Source organism: Caproiciproducens sp. (assembly GCF_053840905.1).
In genome coordinates this window covers 288,692-304,672 of sequence record NZ_JBNLXQ010000002.1, presented here as the reverse complement: position 1 = coordinate 304,672, position 15,981 = coordinate 288,692, and the positions used below count along the sequence as shown (strand labels likewise).

Genomic DNA, 15,981 nt, shown 5'->3' with positions numbered 1-15,981 from the left:
GGATAATCCAAAACAAGCCGCGTTATTTTATTAGCCCCTTTTGCATTAAAAAAGGCAACCGATTTCTCGATTGCCCTTACACAGTAGCTATGCCTGTCGTGAAAATAAACCCGTGATTATGACTTTTTCACCGGTCTGATATACTTCCAAAAACGTTCCGGATCATGATAAAAGTAAATTATTCTCCCGGGGGAAGTATCATAGCAGTAACCAGTGTCCGTGAAATCAAAGGTTGCCATTGCCTTTTCAATCTTTTCCTCCACGCTGCGATTTTCCTGCTCATAGTCGAATGGTCCATGTTCAAAAACAATATACTCGGCTTCGGGAACATCAATAAGAAGCATTTGTGGCGGTATTTCGCCTTTATAATCAAAAGGAAGACGCGCACCATAACATTCTGTACGTGGAATACCCCAATCGCAAAGTCTGCCGCCCGGGTCATTAATGTACGCCATAATCTGACCGCTGCTGCTGTTTGATTCGCTCCCACCATCGTCATCCAATTTGCCTTTGATACTATCGAGTAAGCCGCAAATTGTATCGCAGTCCTGTCCCGGAATAAGACTTTGCTTTTGCCAGAAATCCCAATACCCATTACTCTCATAGTTTTTAATGTGCAAGAATTTGTGTGCGGGAATGGTTACAAAATAAATTTTAACATCATCTGCGGATTCCATCATACCAATCTCTCCCAATCCGAAAAAGTAGCGGTCGAAGGGGTTTATTTTTGTACGAAGAACGACAGGCTTAGGCTTTTTTCGGTATTCACTTGGAGTTACACCATATGCTCCCTTGAAAGCTCTGGTAAAAGCTTCATGTGATGAAAAGCCATAATCAAAAGCAATATCCAAAATGCTTTTTTCACTATCCCGAACTTCTTTCAGTGCAAAGGCTAACCTTCTTAGCCGCAGATAATCTCTAAACTGCATCCCCGATATTTCCTTGAATTTTCTGGTGGTATGAAATTCAGAATAACCCAACTTGCGAGAAAGAAACCGCAGCGTTAGTGCTTCATCGTGATGATGTCTGATACACTCGTCAATTTGGTCAACGATTATTTGGATCTGCTTGTGCCACTCGTACATTCGTCTGCTCACCCCGTTTCAACTACCCTATAACAATTATAGAGTAAAGGAAATTGCATTGCTTGATTTTACTTGCGGAAATCGATGCTTTCTTTTGCGCCAGAGATTATTTTAATAATCAACGATCTAAAAGCTTACGAAATATCTTAACACACAGGTTTATCCGAAACAAGCCGGAACGTTATCGCTCCGGCTTGACGATCTTCTGTGTGATGATAAGGTCGCGGTAACAGTCATGGGAATGGTCAGGGCGGCCTTTCGGCGGGGCGGGAGGCCGTTCCTCCCGCCTGTACTGCGGCTTCTGCACCATCATCCGCTCGAAAGGGCTGTCGGTGAAAAAGGTCATTCGTCCTCACGTTCCGTTTCACCGTCGGAAGTTTCCGGCTCATCTTTTTGCTCTGTTTCTCCGTCAGGTACTTCCGGTTCATCTTCCGGTCCGGATTCCTCATCATCGTCCCCGGTGTAATCGTAATTGTCCGGGTCTGGCTTGTTCTTGTCCTTTTTACCCGGCTTGCGGAATTTGAAGAACCATACCGCCGCGCCGATGAGAACGGCTGAGAGCACGGCAATCGCCGCGATTCCGGCGCTGCCGTTCTGCTTTTCCGGCCGGGAAACGGAAGAAACCGTGGGCGTCGATGCGGTCGGCGCAGAGGATGTTTCCGGGGTAGAAGCGGTCTTGGATGAGGAAGAACCGGAAACGTCCTCGTTGTCGCTTTTTGCAAGCGCAAGCAGGTCCTTGTCCGTCACGGCGTCGAGAAAATAGACATTCTCGGCATTTTTCTGACGGTCGATAATCAGGTAAAAGACGTGCTTGCTCGGCGTGGTAATGGTAAAAAACTCCTTGCCGTCCTCGTTAGTCACGTTGTCGATCACCGTCCCGGTGCCGTCCGGCGTCAGCGGCTTGAGAGATGTTTCGGACGAGGCCGACGATGATGCGGCGCTGCTCTGCGCGGCGCTGGAACTGCTCAAAGTCGGAGAGGTTGTTCCTGTGCTGTAGGCGAGGGCATTGACGGAAAAAGCCGCCGTGCAGGATACGGCGGCCATCAGGCAGACGAATATGCGGATTTTAGATTTCTTCATGAACATTTTCCTCCTGTTTGTTCTGGTTGGACGCGGGCCGGTTTTCGCGGGATGCTTTCATGAGCGCCGACAGTTCCTCCGCCGTCATGCCCATGCCCCGCACAAGGCCGACAATATCGAGATTTTCCAGCTCACGGCGCTGCTTCTCCAGTTTCTTCTGCCGGTTTTGCAGTGTGGAGATTTTGGCCGCGTTCTTCTCATACTCGGCGTCGATTTTTTTGAATTTCGGATTCACAGTGATTCCTCCAATCTGTTTATGGGTTCGGTAAACGTCCGAACGTGTAAAAATGGCTCTGCCAGTAGCTTGTGTTGAGGTTCGAGTAGCCGATGGGGTCCCCCGCCGCGAGCATCATGCCATTTCCGACGTAGATGCCCACATGGGACACGCCGTCGGTATCGTAGGTGTATTCAAAGAAAACAAGGTCACCGGGTCTTACGTCGGCGGGAGAAACCGGAGTGCAGATATCGCAGAGACCCTGTGCTCCCAACCGTCCCACATTCCATCCGCTGTGATTGATTACCCACGACACGTAACCGGAACAGTCGAATGAGGTTTTCGGGCTGCTGCCGCCCCAAACGTAGGGGTAGCCGATATATTTTTTCGCTTCCGTAATCATAGCAGCGAACCGTGCGTCCGTCATTTCCTCCGGGGGAATGTCGTACTCCGTGGGCTTTTTGAGGGTGGAGGCGTTCGGATAGGCCGACGTGGGGAACAGATCGGGCCGGTTGCCGAGGGTGGACATGTACATCGAGTACACGCCGACCTGATCCTCGTTCATAATGGAAATGGGAAGATGGGACAGATCCTCGTTGTGCAGCTTCACATTGCAGATAGTGTAGGTATAGGGAACCTGCTTGGTTTCGGTGTGGGTCGTGCCGTCCGGGTCCGCCACCGTATCCGTTTCCGTGCGGTAGCGGGTTTCCGTCTCCACGGTCTGCGTCAGTTGGTATTCTTTTGAGAACAGAGTGGAAAGCGTATCCAGGACTTCATCCAGCGTCCATTCGCCGCCGTGCCATGCCGTCAGAACGGAAACCAGCACATAGGGGTCATGCCCGATTTTATCGAGGGTGTAATGATATTCATCGTACCCGCTGTGCCTCTGCTCGTAATGGTTGATTTCGTCCTGAAGGTTCGCTTCCTTTTGGGCGTAAGCAGCTTCTGCGCCGAGCATGGCATCGTCCGTGGAAGGATAGGTGGACGCGGTAACGCCGGACAGCGCCCCTTCCAGTAGAACCGAGCTGGAGGACAGGACATTCAAAAGCAGGACAAGTACTAAAAAAGCGCCCGCAACGATCAGAAAACCGTTCCGGTGCCGCCCGACAAAAGCCGCCGCCCGCTTGCTCTCCCGCGCCGCCGTTTTTCCCGCTTTCGCGGTGTTTTCGGCATCTTTCCCGGCAGAACCGGTAAACTGACCGGCCCGCTTCGCGGCGGCATACTGTTTTTTGACGGCCCGCTTCTGCCGCCAGTGGGCCAAAGGATTGCCGGAGGGCTGCGGATTGTTCCGCGCGGCCTTTTTCTGCAAATAACCGAGGTTGGCGCGGTCAAGCCGCTTTTCCGCTTTGGCCGATTTCCGGTAGGGTTTCAGCTTGCGGGAGCGATGGGCGCTGCGAACCAGACGCCCGCCTGTTTCGGCGGCTTCCTCGCTTTTGTGCGCGGCCTCCACGCCCACGTTTTCATCCTCGGACTGCCGGATTTCCCGGTGAAACTGCATCAAAACGGCGTTCCCGGGCGCGTCCCGGACGGCGTGGGTGAGCTTGGACGGTTTTTTCTTGTCCACTTCCTTAAATTTCAGGTGTGTCGTGACCTTGCCGGTGGCCGGGTCAACGGTGTGCTGCTTACGAAGGACTTTCTTTTTCGGTATTTTCGCCTGCGCCCGATCCGCTTTTGCTGCCGCTTTCTGAGCCTTGCTAATTGGCCGTCTCAACGCGGGGTCAGTGCGTTCTTCATCCGTGAATTGCAGGCGGGGCGCTCGTTTTTCCATTCCGTATCACCTCCGATCCCACTGAATAGGAACACTCATGTTGCCGCCACTTCCTGCGGCTTGGTAGTCATGTTGCGGTACAGTTCCGTGTCCTTCGGGAAGTGATCGATAAACGGCAGAATAACGTTGCCGTAGAACAGCAGCCCTTCGCCCTCGCCGGAATGGGTGACGTAGGAAAGCTGATGCGGCGAAATGCCGAGCTGCTTGGCGAGAATCTGACGGTCGCCGGACGCCTGATTGAGCATATAGATGTAATCCGAGTTTTCAAAGATGTTCTCAATTTCCCGTGAAGAAAGAAGATCCTTGATGTTCTGAGTTATGCCGGTCGGGATGCCACCCCACTTGCGGAACCGCTTCCAGATTTCCACGGAATAGGCGGCGGTCTGTTCTTCTTTTAAGAGCAGATGGAACTCGTCGATATAGTAGCGCGTGGATTTCCCCACGGCGCGGTTGACGGTGACGCGGTTCCAGACCTGATCCTGCACGATGAGCATCCCGATCTTTTTGAGCTGTTTGCCCAATTCCCGGATGTCGTAGCTGACGACGCGGTTTTTCACATTGACGGTCGTGCGATGATTGAACACGTTGAGGGAGCCGGTGACGTAGATTTCCAGCGCCGTGGCGACGTACTGCGCTTCCTTTTCGTCCTGCCGCCGCAGTTCGTTGTACAAATCCTCCAGAATCGGCATGTTCTCCGGGCGCGGGTCACTGAGGTAATCCCGGTATACCAGCCTCACGCAGCGGTCGATAACCGTTTTTTCTACAGGCTGCAAACCCTCTTTGCCGCCGACGATCAGCTCGCAGAGCGACAGGATGAAGTCCGACTTCAAAGATAACGGATTTTCTTCCTCGGAGTAGTTAAGGTTGATGTCCATCGGGTTGATGTAATCGGCGGACGCGGGCGATATTTTGATGATCTGCCCGTGCAGGCGTTCAATCAGCGGACCGTATTCGGCCTCCGGGTCACAGACGATGATGTCATCGTTCGTGACAAGAAACACGTTGACGATTTCCCGCTTGGCGGCGAAGGATTTGCCTGCGCCCGGTGTGCCGAGAATCAGGCCGTTCGGGTTTTTCAAGAGCTTCCGATCCACCATGATGAGGTTGTTACTCAAAGCATTCAGCCCGCAGTACAGCGCCTCGCGCCCGGTCTGAAACAGTTCCTGCGTGGTGAAGGGGATAAAAATAGCGGTGCTTGATGTGGTCAGGCCCCGCTGGATTTCCACCTGATTCAAACCGAGCGGCAGGCTGCTCATCAGCCCTTCCTCCTGACGGAAATCGAGCCGGGTCAGCGCGCAGTTGTATTTCTGCGCGAGGGAGCTTGCCTGAAACACGTTGTTGTCCAGCCGCTGCTTGTTTTCGGCCACGTTGAGGACGAGGAAGGTCACGAGGAACATGCGCTCGTTGCGGGACTGTAAATCCTGCAACAGCTTTTTCGCTTCCTCACCGTAGGTGGCGAGGTCGGAAGGGATGATGTCCATGTCGTAACCGGAACGGATGGCCTTTTTCTGTTCCTGAATCTTCATGGAATCCAGATCCGTGATTTTTCGTTTCACCGTCTTGATGGCGCTAACCTGGTCGATGGACTGGATGTGCATGGTGACGATGAGGCTGGATTCCATGTCCAGGAAATCGGCCAGCATCCGGTCGTTCAGCTCCGGCGCGAGGATTTGGAGAAACGACACCGCCCCAACCTGACGTCCCATACCGAACATGCTGCCGCTTTTGAACTCAAACGAGCTGGGGGCGATGAAATCCTTGACGGACAGGCCGGAAGGGGCCAGCCAGTCCCAAGAAAAGCGGAACGGCTCCGGTGTATCCATGCGGAAAATGTCATGCAGCAGTCGCAGGCGCTCCGCACCGTTCAGGGAAGCGGCTGTTACGCCGAGATGTTTGAAGTTGTTGAGAATGTTGATCTCGATGCGCTCCAGCCGGGGCTTGGCCGCTTTCAGGCTGTCCGCTTCGATGCCGAAGGTCAGGTACTTGGTTTTGATGAGGCCGTTGTTGCCTTTGGCAAGCTGATTCCGGAGCATTTCTGTGTACTCCAAACGTAGGCTGTCGAAATCGTCGCCCTGTGGCGGGATGGTGACGCTTTTTGCAAAGCTGTCCCGCGTCGCGGAGAGATTCAGAAACGAGAGCTGAAACTTGATGGAACTGTCGAAATAGTTGAGGAAGTCGCACCAGCCCTCGAAAATGGCGGTCTTGTCCTCGTTCTGATTGAGCTGATAGTTGATGTCCTGAAACTGAACGGTTTTCGTGTAATAACTGTCGGTCACACGGCAGATTCCGTCCGGGAACATCCGCTGAAAAGGGATGCTGTCCTGCGCCGATTGCTTTTTCTTATCGGTTTGCCGTGCCTTTGCGACGGCGGCTTCGATCTGACGCCTCTCGGCGCGGGACAATGACCGCCCTGTGGCCGGTTTTTGCTTTTTTACCGACAATCTGACGCACCTCCTTATCTAATTGGCTTTGCCGCGCGAGCACGGCGTAAAAATTGTTAGTCTGGTAGGGCCGCTGCTTTGGCCGGAGAAATAGCACACGGGCAATGTTTCGGACGATTTTTTCCATCGGCAGGCCGTTTTTCTCATAGACGCCCATCAGGAAAAACGGCAGCATAACGAGCACCATGCAAAAGGAAGCAGCTCCGGCGTTGAGATTCACCGGTCCTTTGAGCAAAAAGAAAAGCGGTACGCCCACAAGCGCGCCGCCGCTGAAACAGACAAGCTGCCGTTTTGTCAAGTTGAACAGGACCTTCGTTTTCACTGCGGTCAGGTCCTTTGGGACGGGAACATAAGCCATTTATCGCGCCTCCTTCGCCATCGCAGGTTTTTCATGCGGTTCAGGCGTAGGGCCGGGTGCTTTTCGGAGCTGTTCCCGCACGGACGGCTTTTCCTTTCGTTCATAATCCCGAAGCGCGTCCTGCTTGTCGAACACCTCGTCGAGCGCAAAGCTGAAATCGCTCAGATCTTCCGTGCGTTCCAGCCATTTGTCCGCAACGACCTGCAAGGGATTTTCAAACAGAAGAAGATAGGCGATTTCCTCCGGTTCAAAGCCGTGACTTTCGGTCAGATAATAATGGGCATCTTTAATCGCGGAGATCTCGCGGGATGTGTCTATCAGTTCCGTTTTGCTTTTTGCTTCCCATGCCGTCTGAAACGCCGAAAGGTTGGCGTCCAGCCGGTCAAGAAGTTCCTGTAATTTGTCCTGCATTGAATATCACCTCCGTCAATGCGCGTTAAAAATTGATTTTGCGAGGCTTCCGGTCTTAAAAAGCGTAAAGCACAGCAGCACCGTGTAGCCCATGCACGTCCAGATCGCCTTGCTGATGTCCGTGCTCACGCTGATGCTTTTTACAAGAACGGCGTAAATCGCCACGCAGACGATGATGAGAAAGCCCTGAAATCCGAGCGCGAACAGGGAGCGAAGATAGTTCTGGCCCATGCCGCCCGATTCCCGGTTCAGCATCGTCGCCATCGGGATCGGCGCGATGGATGTGGCCAAATAGATCTCAATCATCCTCCCGTACACGATGATGAAAATGCAGATCGTGAGCGCCCACATGGTAAAGCCCACGAAAATGCTCTGAAACCACAGTCCGAGCAGGGGGCCGAGGTCCATTGCCATGAGGCGCGTCTGAAGGTTTGCCGTGACGGAGCTGATGTTGATGGACGTGTCGGAAACGATGATTCCCGCCGCGCTGTTGACCACGCTCTGCGCCACGTCGAATACACCCATAACGATGTTCCATGTGTTGGTCACAATGAGGATGGCACAGGCCGTTTTGAAAATCCACCGAAAGAAAACGGCGCTCTCAATGTCGTGAAAATTGTTTTTGTCGGTGATAATCTGGATTAGCTCCAACGTCATGACGAACGCGAGGATCAGGCCCGCGATGGGCATCATGACGTTTTCGGACAGGGTCCGGATCATGTTGTAAATGCCGGTGTTCCACGCCTGCGGCGTCGTTCCCACCTGAGAGGCGATCTGCCCGACCTGGCTGTTCACGTTGTCGAACATGCCCGACAGGTTGTTCATGATGCCGCCGACGAGTATTTCTTTCAGCCATTCGGTAATCTGCTGCTTGATGAAATCCAAACGGCATCAACTCCTTTCCCGCGCCCCATTAAATGGGGCACGGAGTGTTTTCGCGTCGGCATCAACCGAAAAGGTTGGAGAGCAGAGGAACCAGCGTAATGCCGATCAGGGCCACGCCGCCGCCCGCCATAAGCTGTTTAATGCCCTGACTTTTTGCACCCGGATTGTCGTTGCCGTAACCTTCCAGAAGGTTGATCGCGCCCCAAATGGCAAGGCCCGCGCCGAGGGCGATTACAAGGGTCTGGAGAACGCCGATTGCGGAATGAAAGAAACTCATAATGTTACCTCCAAATGATTTTTCAAAATATTTATTAGCCCATTGATAAACGATGTAAGAACTGCTAGTATATTCTTGCAGTTGTCCATATTTAGTGCTATCGCATTTTTGCTCACCGGACTTTCTGTTACGCTCACCAAGAAATTCAAGAATAATTTTGAGCTTTCGCTTAAAATTGGAGGAGATGCTCTAATGAGATTTATCGTAATAGTGACAAGTGGGCTGGTGGCATCTACGGGCGTTTGTGGGGTTCGTAGCAGCTTAATGAAAGTGGGCTATTATAAGTCGATAGCACATTGATATATGGGACCAACGCCGGAGGTTCGACTCCTCCATGCCCCACCAAACACAAGGCACAGTCATCTTGGCTGTGCCTTTTACAATATTTCATATGCATTGAACACATCATCCGGTTTGGTTTTCAATTTGGTAGACAGAAACTTCTCGATATGGAAAGCGTTGCGGAGGTCATAGTCGGACAGGTACTTGTAGTTCGGGTGCTTTGTGATGTCGTATTTGTCCGAAAGGAAAGGCCGGACGCCGCGAAGCTGGAGGATGCATTTGCCGCCGTCAAGTACGGACAGCTCATCGACCGAAGCGAGGTCTTTCCCCAATTTTTGATAATTGAGGCTGTGAGAAACCTCACGGCCCCGGCTTTCGCCGGTGTTGTAGGTGTCGATTGTCTCCTTCCCAAGTGATTCCGTCAGTTCTTTCAGGGTCGTGCGCTCCTTGCCGCCGAGGAAGATTGCGCTGTCGCAGTTGCCGATAATCGTGTCGGCGTTGTCTTTGTACAAAGCCTTGAGCTGGCTCTGCGCCTGCAAAACAAGGCAGGCCGAGATCTCACGGCTGCGGATGGTGGCAATCAGCTTTTCGAACTTGGGGATCTGCCCAATGTTGGCAAATTCGTCAAGTAGGCACCGGACATGGACGGGTAAGCGCCCGCCGTACACGTCGTCGGCTTTTTCGCACAGTAGGTTGAAAAGCTGCGTATAGGCCATCGAAACTAAAAAATTAAACGTGTCGTCCGTATCTGAGATAATGATGAACAGGGCGGTCTTGCGGTCGCCCAGCGTGTCCAGCTCCAATTCGTCATAGGCTGTCAGGTCACGCAGCTCCTGAATGTCGAAGGGGGCCATTCTTGCACCGCAGGAAATAAGGATCGATTTTGCTGTCTTGCCCGCCGCCAACTTGTACTTCTTATACTGCCGGACGGCGAAGTGATTCGGTTTTTCTTTTTCCAGCGCCTCGAACATGAGATCCACGGGATTTTTGAATTCCTCATCATCTTCCCGAACTTCCGAGGCGTTGATAAACTCGATCAGCGTGGCGAAATTCTGTTCCTCGACCGGGGCCTCATAATGGATGTAGCCGATGAGCGCCGTATACAAAAGCGTCTCGGCTTTCACCCAAAAATCATCTCCTTCCTTGCCTTCACCCTTGGTGTTGGTAATCAGCGCCGTGACCAGCTTCAAAATATCTTTCTCCGAATGGATGTATGCGAAGGGATTGTAGTGCATCGATTTTTTGAAGTTGATGGTGTTGAGAATTTTGATGCGGTAGCCCCTGCGCCGCAGGAGATTTCCGCACTCCACGATAATGCTGCCCTTTGGGTCCGTGACAACGAAGCTCGTCGGATAATCCTTGGAATCGCACTGCATCAGGTTCGGTTTGATGAAAAACCGCGTCTTGCCGGAACCGGAGCCGCCGACGACCAGCACGTTTTTGTTCCGTGACGTCTTGGGGTCCTTCGGTCGGCTGTTCATGGTGAGCCGTTCCGTCTGCGTGAGAATGACGTTGTTTTCAAAAACAGGGTCAATATAGGGTTTAATATCCTCGGACTTGCCCCAGCGGGCCGAACCGTATTCCACGTTTTTGCGGAATTTCTTGGCGTTCCGGCCCTTGACATAAACCGCCAGCCGGAGAGCGGCGGCAAGAAGAACGCCTACCGCCAAATCAGTCGGATAAAAGCTTGGCAGTAGAGAGGAAAACGTGGCGGTAAGGCCGTCCATCAGGTGCAGGAGTTTCCCGGAAGCGTCCGCGCCTGCGGCCATTCGCCACGCCTGTCCGAACTTGGTGGCGAACAGCGTGACGAACAGATACGGCAGATTCATCAGGAGCAGCTTTTTTGTTTTCTCACTCATCGCGCCCGCTCCTGTTCCTTATGTCTCACCCGGTCAACGGTATTCGCTTTGACCAAATCCTTGAACTGCCGGAGCCGCGAGAGAACGGAGGGCCTTTTCGCCCGGTTCACCGTTTTGACCGTGAACTCGGTAAAAGCGGCGGTGAGCGCGTCCGCGTCCCGCGCCTTGAAAAAGACGAGATATTTCGGCGGCGACACGCTGCGGTCCTTTTTGACGGCGTAATCCACGCCGTATTTCCGAGCCACACGGTCAAAGGAACGGATGTTGCTGTCGGTGATCTCCATGTTGGAAACGCCCGCGTTCTGCCCGACGAGCTGTTTGACCGTCTGCCTGCCGTGGGGAATTACTGGCCCGGCGCGGGCCTTCGCGTTTTTCTTCTCCTTTCGGTGGGCCAGATATTTGGCAATCGCCGCTTTGAGCACCCGGCCCGTGAGCTTCGCGCCGCTGATGATGAGCGTCACGGAGCGGTTTTCGATTTCTTCCTGCAAACAAATCACCTCCATCTGTCATGGGAAAGCCGCCCTCCGTCACCGCTCGTCGTGAGAGGGCGGTTTTTTCTTTGCCGGGGCCGGGTTCCTGTCGGACCGGCTGTCCGGCCTTTTTTCCTCACTCTTTTTCAGGAACGGGGTGAGGATGGTTTCCTTGCTGTCCATGTACATTTCTTCGGTTTTCTGCTGCGCCTGCTGGAGCTTTGTGATAGCGTCGGTTACGTCGTTGAACAGCGAGTGGTACATTTTTTGATAGTCCGGCACGTTACCTTCTCTCCTTTTCCGCGTCTTTTTCCCGGCCCTGTCCCTTGACGGTGAGGATGCCGTCCAGTGTGGTGGCGGTGATGTGCAGCCGTTCCGCCGTGGCGATATCGTTTTTCACAGTTTCGTCCACGTTTCTGCCGCAGACCACCAGCACATGGGCGCGGCGCAGAAAGTTGCAGGCGATGTCGATGCCGTCCTTGTGCTCCTGCGGGATGGCGTCGTTGAGGAAAAGCGGCAGGAACAGAACCGGGCAGATGGGCGAAAAGCCCGCGTCATAGACCTTGCGGCAATACCCTGCCGCGTCCTCGGTGTTTTCGATTTCGTTTCCGCCCCACGGGGCGGTGATGTATGCGAGGGGTCGTTTCATGGTAAAATTACTCCTTTCCAATTTTGTCAGGCATGAAAACAGCCCGCGCAGGGCGTTTACCGTCCGGGCGGGCCGCTTTCGTACATGTCGTGATTGACCAGCGCCGAGTAATAGCTGCTGATGGTGGTGGGCGCCTGATACAGCGCGGTCAGGATGTAACTTCGGATATTGCGAACGTCGGTGGTGTTTTTGTCGAGACACTCCAGCACGTATTCGATGTGGCTGTCGTCGAGCTTCAGAAGCCTGCTTTTCACCGCTTCGGTGGGCATGTCCTCACCGGCGATTCTGATTTCCTTTTTCCGGCTGCACACGGTGTCGAGCAGGATGCCCACGATTTCATCCAGACGCTCCGGGTCGCATCTCTCCCGTAGGACGTCGTAGGATATATTCTCCTTGATGATTTCGCGGTATGCATCCGTCACTTCCATCGAATCAGCCGGGGCAAAGGCCTCCGGCTTTTGATCTGCCGGATTGGATTGATAAGGATTTGCTCCATACGTATTTGATTTTTTAGGGATATTAGTTCCCTTAGTATTTAATTGCGCGGGCTTTTCCGTATCCGGTTTTTCCATATCCGGGGTATCCAGATACGGCTTTTCCGTATCTGGTGAATCCGTATCCGGGATAGGCGTACGCGGCGGTTTGCGCGGCTGTTCGTAAATAGTGTATTCGGTGTCCGTGATGCGCCCGTCTTTACCGCGAAGCTGGCGGCGCTCCATGTAGCCCGCGCTTTCCAACTCCTTGAGCGCTTTTCCGATGGCGTCCACCCCTTCGCGGCAGATGGAGGCAAGGCCCCGCGTGGTATAATCCCAATCGTCCGGAAGGGAGAGCATCACGGACAGAAGTCCTTTCGCTTTCAGGGACAAGGCCCTGTTTTTCAGGTGATGGTTGCTCATGACCGTGTAATCCCGCGTCCGTTCCACACGAAAAACCGCCATTTTGTATCACTCCCTTCCATACGGACGATTCAGTCCGCAATCGTAAAATTCAGCGTCAGCTCATGGGACACATTCGTTGCCTTCGCCCAAGCCAGACCGAATTTGGCGGCAAGCGCCAGATTCCCCGACGCTCCGTTCGCGCCGAGCGTCCCCAACGGGACTTCCGACGCAATATCGCCCGTGTACACAGGAGTTGTTCGGTCAACCGCCGTCCACCCTGAACCGGCTGTTATGCTGATTCCCACGCCGAGGGCGATTCCGCTTCCGGTCTGCGCCGCCGTCAGACTGTTCCAGTTAGAATAAGCCGTAGGGGTGGCGTCACCGATTCCGGAGGTCGCTTTCAGCCCCGCAACGGAAACCTGAACGGGGAAAGTGGAATGGTTGGTAATCGGAATATCCGGCGCGGTGAAAGGGGTATTGCTGTTCGGGTCGATGGAATAGCCAATACTGACCGGATGCGTCACGGAAACCAGTTCATCCGTATGGTAGTGGGTGACAGCCGAGATATTCCCGGCCTTGTCCACGGCGGCAATATGGATGTAAAAGCTGCTTCCAGACGGGCGGGAAAAGGTGTAACTGCCCGACGTAGTTGTAATGCTCCCGCCAGGGACAGTATCGGGGCTGTTATCCACTACGATGGAATAGCCCCTCATTCCGGTTTTTAAAAAGGTGGAAACAACCGGGGAATCATATTTCGCGCCGTCGTTCTGTCCGGTGGCCTCCACATAATATTGATAGCCGGTGGCGTTGTCCTGCGAGGAATAATTGACGGTATACCGTGTCCGGTCAGAATTGTGCGTGACGCCGGAAATGGCCGGTTCGTCCGGCGCGTCCAAATCCTGCCCTTTGTGGTCGTTCCAGCTTGTGTCGGTAGTGATCTGTGCAAGGTAAAACAGGGTATTGGCAAGTACCTTTTGTTCATCAGGCGTTGCGGCACAGTTTGAATGACCGGTCTGGATCATGGCGACATTGTTCCATGTGGTCAGGTAGAAGTTGTTTATGCCTGAATGTCCGTTATAGGTGTTCATCTCGGCGGAACTGCTCCACGAATTTCTAGGGTACGTCATCCATATGTCGCCCATGGCAAACTGCCCATAGGAATGGCTCATAGGAGTATTCAGGATTGTTCCCACGTCGCCGATAGGCCAGGGATAATTAGTCAGAAGCCCCTTTTTCTTGATAGTCACCTGATCATATCCGTAAGCGGGATATTGGTTCAAGCCGCCCAAAGCATACAGATGTGCATATTTCTCAGCCAATCGGCTGAAATTTGTGTGCATGAACTCCGGAGCACAGGACGCGGTATCGTGGCCAATCAACAGCCCACGCCCAGTATTTACATAAGCCTCAACTACCGTTTCTGTGGATGCCGATATATCCTCGTTGGAGTACCCGTCCCAAGCGCCAAAGAATACTACATCATATTTGTAGGAACCGCTGGAGCCTTTTAAATAGAAGTTTGGGTTCGCATTGAAATCGGTAAAAGAAACCGCATCCACAGATATGAACCCCTTACCGTAACCGTGCGAATTGTCTGAATTGGCGGCTTCCATCCACATTTTGAGGGATGCGGATTTAAGCATCGTATATGATTTTCCGTCAAGGGCGCTTGTAAAAGAAACTGTGCCGGACACGCCCCATGAATCTGTTTGTTTGTCCGGGTATATATTGAGTACATTCACATGCTCTTTTGACGGAATGCTCTGGAAAGTTGATTCATGCGCGGACTTGGAATAGAGCATATAGCTGTACGGCTGGCTCTTGTCGCTGTTTGTCCAGTTCAGCGCCACATAGTTCCCGGACGGGTTCGGCGTCGCGGTCAGCGTCAGAACCGACGCGGCGAAGGCCGCAACGCCGGGAACAATGTCGGTAAACAAAAGACTGGCGGCAAGCAGCGGAATGAGAAAAAGCCGCCTGAATAATTGCCTCAAACAGAAACCCTCCTTTCGGCGTGGAGGTTGGCCGGGAAAACCCCGGCCAATTCCTGCGCTTATGTCTTTATGCGAGCTGGAACTGGAAAACGAGCTGATGGCTTGCCGTGTACGCCCCGTCGAACGCGAGGCCGTAGTCCGCCGTGAGGGACAGCGCACCGGAAGTGCTCGGGTTCAGCGTCCCAACCTGCATTGGCGAATCGTTCACCGCCCAATGGGTGGAAGTGCTGTACCCGCTGCTCCAGCCGGAATTGCCTTTTGCCGCAATGCCGAGCGCGATGTATTTTTTGGAATCCGCGAGGTTGAGCGAGCGCCACGCTTTCGCGGACGGGTCAACGTCGGTGAAGGTAAGCGAGCCGCCCAAAGCGGCTTTCAGGGATTCCACCGTGGCGATCACCGCAACTTTGGTGTTGTTGGTCACTTTGATGTCGGGCGCGGTAAAAGTTTCGGCGTCCGGGCTGATGGCGTAGGCCACGTTGATCGGGTGGGTGACGGAAATGGTCAGCGGCAAGATTGAGCCGTTGATCGTCACGTTCCCCGTAATGCTGCCCGTGCCGGTATCGGTCTTGTCGGCGGCGAACGCCGGGACTGCCGCCGTCACGCCGAGCACGGCAAAGGTGACGATGCCCGCGAGAACCTTTCTGAGTTTGCTTTTCATTGAGAAGCCTCCCTTGTGAATTTTTATATCAACCGGACCGTCCGGCTGATTACGAAACGAAAAGACGGATTTTGTAGTCGGCCATGCCGAGATAAGCCTTGGTTGTTTTGTTATAGTACTTGATTGCTGCGGTCACGCTGTAACTTCCGGATGAAACCTGCCGGGAAAGGGTGAGGCCGTCGATGTGCTCTCCTGGATAGATTGGTGCGGATTTTGCTACAGTTTCGCCATCCAGCACAATTTCACACTGCATAATGACAGTGTTGGAAGATGGATTCTCCACTTCCCATGTACCGGAAGTTCCTTTCGACCCGTTGAGGAAGGACGCCTGCGCACTCACCTTGTCGGTGACGGTGACTTCCTGCTTTTGGAGCCGGGACAGGATTTCCTGCCGCGACGGGGTGCTGCTGCTTCCCGGTTCCGCGCTACCAGTATTGTCCAGAGACGGAACGGACGATGAGGGAACGGAGCTGGACGGCGGCGGGTTCGGGCAGGGATGCTGATTTCCGCAGCTCCGCAGTAAAAGCAGCAGGAGAAGCAGCAACAACAGAAGAATCGCAAGAATGTACGGCCACTTGCGTTTTCGCTTTTCATCCTCCTTTTTACCTTTGCTTTTGTTGATTTTTTCAGTTGTCATGCGGTTTCCTCCTTCATTCAGACATGAAAAAAGGCGTC

Annotated in this window: 18 protein-coding genes; all 18 read right to left on the bottom strand. The window is 53.4% G+C overall.

Annotated elements, in window-relative coordinates; all coding sequences use genetic code 11:
• Positions 1–116: 116 nt before the first annotated feature.
• The 18 genes from ACQGQ5_RS03170 to ACQGQ5_RS03085 all read right to left on the bottom strand — a co-directional run bounded on the left by ACQGQ5_RS03170 (position 117) and on the right by ACQGQ5_RS03085 (position 15,943).
• The gene (locus ACQGQ5_RS03170; protein ID WP_455735133.1) at positions 117–1,085 is read right to left on the bottom strand and encodes a helix-turn-helix transcriptional regulator; all 969 of its coding nucleotides are present in this window, start codon (positions 1,083–1,085) and stop codon (positions 117–119) included.
• Positions 1,086–1,266: 181 nt separating this feature from the next.
• Positions 1,267–1,431: a hypothetical protein gene (locus ACQGQ5_RS03165; RefSeq protein WP_455735132.1), complete on the bottom strand. Its 165-nt coding sequence runs from the start codon at positions 1,429–1,431 to the stop codon at positions 1,267–1,269.
• Positions 1,428–2,165 (bottom strand): DUF4366 domain-containing protein, encoded by a 738-nt coding sequence (locus tag ACQGQ5_RS03160; protein ID WP_455735131.1) that lies wholly within the window; start codon positions 2,163–2,165, stop codon positions 1,428–1,430. The genes ACQGQ5_RS03165 and ACQGQ5_RS03160 overlap by 4 nt, the downstream gene beginning before the upstream one ends.
• Positions 2,152–2,400 (bottom strand): DUF4315 family protein, encoded by a 249-nt coding sequence (locus ACQGQ5_RS03155; protein WP_455735130.1) that lies wholly within the window; start codon positions 2,398–2,400, stop codon positions 2,152–2,154. Before ACQGQ5_RS03155 ends, ACQGQ5_RS03160 begins: the two co-directional genes overlap by 14 nt.
• Positions 2,401–2,419: 19 nt before the next feature.
• Positions 2,420–4,147, bottom strand: a complete 1,728-nt coding sequence (locus tag ACQGQ5_RS03150; RefSeq protein ID WP_455735129.1) for a CD1108 family mobile element protein — start codon at positions 4,145–4,147, stop codon at positions 2,420–2,422.
• A gap of 35 nt (positions 4,148–4,182) precedes the next feature.
• Complete coding sequence (locus ACQGQ5_RS03145) at positions 4,183–6,588, bottom strand: VirB4-like conjugal transfer ATPase, CD1110 family (RefSeq protein WP_455735128.1); 2,406 nt, start codon at positions 6,586–6,588, stop codon at positions 4,183–4,185.
• Positions 6,488–6,946 carry a PrgI family protein gene (locus ACQGQ5_RS03140; protein ID WP_455735127.1) on the bottom strand — a complete coding sequence of 153 codons (459 nt, stop codon included), beginning with the start codon at positions 6,944–6,946 and terminating at the stop codon, positions 6,488–6,490. The genes ACQGQ5_RS03145 and ACQGQ5_RS03140 overlap by 101 nt, the downstream gene beginning before the upstream one ends.
• Positions 6,947–7,357 (bottom strand): hypothetical protein, encoded by a 411-nt coding sequence (locus ACQGQ5_RS03135; RefSeq protein WP_455735126.1) that lies wholly within the window; start codon positions 7,355–7,357, stop codon positions 6,947–6,949.
• Between the two features lie 15 nt (positions 7,358–7,372).
• A complete protein-coding gene (locus ACQGQ5_RS03130; RefSeq protein WP_455735148.1) occupies positions 7,373–8,182 on the bottom strand; it encodes a VirB6/TrbL-like conjugal transfer protein, CD1112 family in 810 nt (269 codons plus the stop codon).
• Between the two features lie 121 nt (positions 8,183–8,303).
• Entirely contained in the window at positions 8,304–8,519 is a 216-nt protein-coding gene (locus ACQGQ5_RS03125) for a Maff2 family mobile element protein (RefSeq protein WP_013485766.1), read from the bottom strand.
• A 377-nt stretch (positions 8,520–8,896) separates the two neighbouring features.
• On the bottom strand, positions 8,897–10,660 hold the full coding sequence (locus ACQGQ5_RS03120) for a VirD4-like conjugal transfer protein, CD1115 family (RefSeq protein WP_455735125.1): 1,764 nt from the start codon (positions 10,658–10,660) through the stop codon (positions 8,897–8,899).
• Positions 10,657–11,148 carry a PcfB family protein gene (locus tag ACQGQ5_RS03115; RefSeq protein ID WP_455735124.1) on the bottom strand — a complete coding sequence of 164 codons (492 nt, stop codon included), beginning with the start codon at positions 11,146–11,148 and terminating at the stop codon, positions 10,657–10,659. Before ACQGQ5_RS03115 ends, ACQGQ5_RS03120 begins: the two co-directional genes overlap by 4 nt.
• Positions 11,149–11,187: 39 nt before the next feature.
• Positions 11,188–11,412 carry a hypothetical protein gene (locus ACQGQ5_RS03110; RefSeq protein ID WP_455735123.1) on the bottom strand — a complete coding sequence of 75 codons (225 nt, stop codon included), beginning with the start codon at positions 11,410–11,412 and terminating at the stop codon, positions 11,188–11,190.
• A gap of 1 nt (position 11,413) precedes the next feature.
• Positions 11,414–11,779: a DUF7768 domain-containing protein gene (locus ACQGQ5_RS03105; protein WP_455735122.1), complete on the bottom strand. Its 366-nt coding sequence runs from the start codon at positions 11,777–11,779 to the stop codon at positions 11,414–11,416.
• A gap of 56 nt (positions 11,780–11,835) precedes the next feature.
• Positions 11,836–12,717, bottom strand: a complete 882-nt coding sequence (locus ACQGQ5_RS03100; protein WP_455735121.1) for a DUF6017 domain-containing protein — start codon at positions 12,715–12,717, stop codon at positions 11,836–11,838.
• Between the two features lie 29 nt (positions 12,718–12,746).
• On the bottom strand, positions 12,747–14,648 hold the full coding sequence (locus ACQGQ5_RS03095; RefSeq protein ID WP_455735120.1) for a DUF5057 domain-containing protein: 1,902 nt from the start codon (positions 14,646–14,648) through the stop codon (positions 12,747–12,749).
• 67 nt (positions 14,649–14,715) lie between these two features.
• Entirely contained in the window at positions 14,716–15,306 is a 591-nt protein-coding gene (locus ACQGQ5_RS03090; RefSeq protein WP_455735119.1) for a hypothetical protein, read from the bottom strand.
• A gap of 49 nt (positions 15,307–15,355) precedes the next feature.
• Positions 15,356–15,943: a hypothetical protein gene (locus ACQGQ5_RS03085; RefSeq protein WP_455735118.1), complete on the bottom strand. Its 588-nt coding sequence runs from the start codon at positions 15,941–15,943 to the stop codon at positions 15,356–15,358.
• Between the last annotated feature and the right edge of the window lie 38 nt (positions 15,944–15,981).

Bases quoted from the DNA above. Each gene is read 5' to 3' on its own strand.
- ACQGQ5_RS03170 (WP_455735133.1), bottom strand. From the start codon at position 1,085: ATGTACGAGTGGCACAAGCAGATCCAAATAATCGTTGACCAAATTGAC.
- ACQGQ5_RS03165 (WP_455735132.1), bottom strand. From the start codon at position 1,431: ATGACCTTTTTCACCGACAGCCCTTTCGAGCGGATGATGGTGCAGAAG.
- ACQGQ5_RS03160 (WP_455735131.1), bottom strand. From the start codon at position 2,165: ATGAAGAAATCTAAAATCCGCATATTCGTCTGCCTGATGGCCGCCGTA.
- ACQGQ5_RS03150 (WP_455735129.1), bottom strand. From the start codon at position 4,147: ATGGAAAAACGAGCGCCCCGCCTGCAATTCACGGATGAAGAACGCACT.
- ACQGQ5_RS03140 (WP_455735127.1), bottom strand. From the start codon at position 6,946: ATGGCTTATGTTCCCGTCCCAAAGGACCTGACCGCAGTGAAAACGAAG.
- ACQGQ5_RS03135 (WP_455735126.1), bottom strand. From the start codon at position 7,357: ATGCAGGACAAATTACAGGAACTTCTTGACCGGCTGGACGCCAACCTT.
- ACQGQ5_RS03130 (WP_455735148.1), bottom strand. From the start codon at position 8,182: ATGAACAACCTGTCGGGCATGTTCGACAACGTGAACAGCCAGGTCGGG.
- ACQGQ5_RS03125 (WP_013485766.1), bottom strand. From the start codon at position 8,519: ATGAGTTTCTTTCATTCCGCAATCGGCGTTCTCCAGACCCTTGTAATC.
- ACQGQ5_RS03120 (WP_455735125.1), bottom strand. From the start codon at position 10,660: ATGAGTGAGAAAACAAAAAAGCTGCTCCTGATGAATCTGCCGTATCTG.
- ACQGQ5_RS03105 (WP_455735122.1), bottom strand. From the start codon at position 11,779: ATGAAACGACCCCTCGCATACATCACCGCCCCGTGGGGCGGAAACGAA.
- ACQGQ5_RS03100 (WP_455735121.1), bottom strand. From the start codon at position 12,717: ATGGCGGTTTTTCGTGTGGAACGGACGCGGGATTACACGGTCATGAGC.
- ACQGQ5_RS03090 (WP_455735119.1), bottom strand. From the start codon at position 15,306: ATGAAAAGCAAACTCAGAAAGGTTCTCGCGGGCATCGTCACCTTTGCC.
- ACQGQ5_RS03085 (WP_455735118.1), bottom strand. From the start codon at position 15,943: ATGACAACTGAAAAAATCAACAAAAGCAAAGGTAAAAAGGAGGATGAA.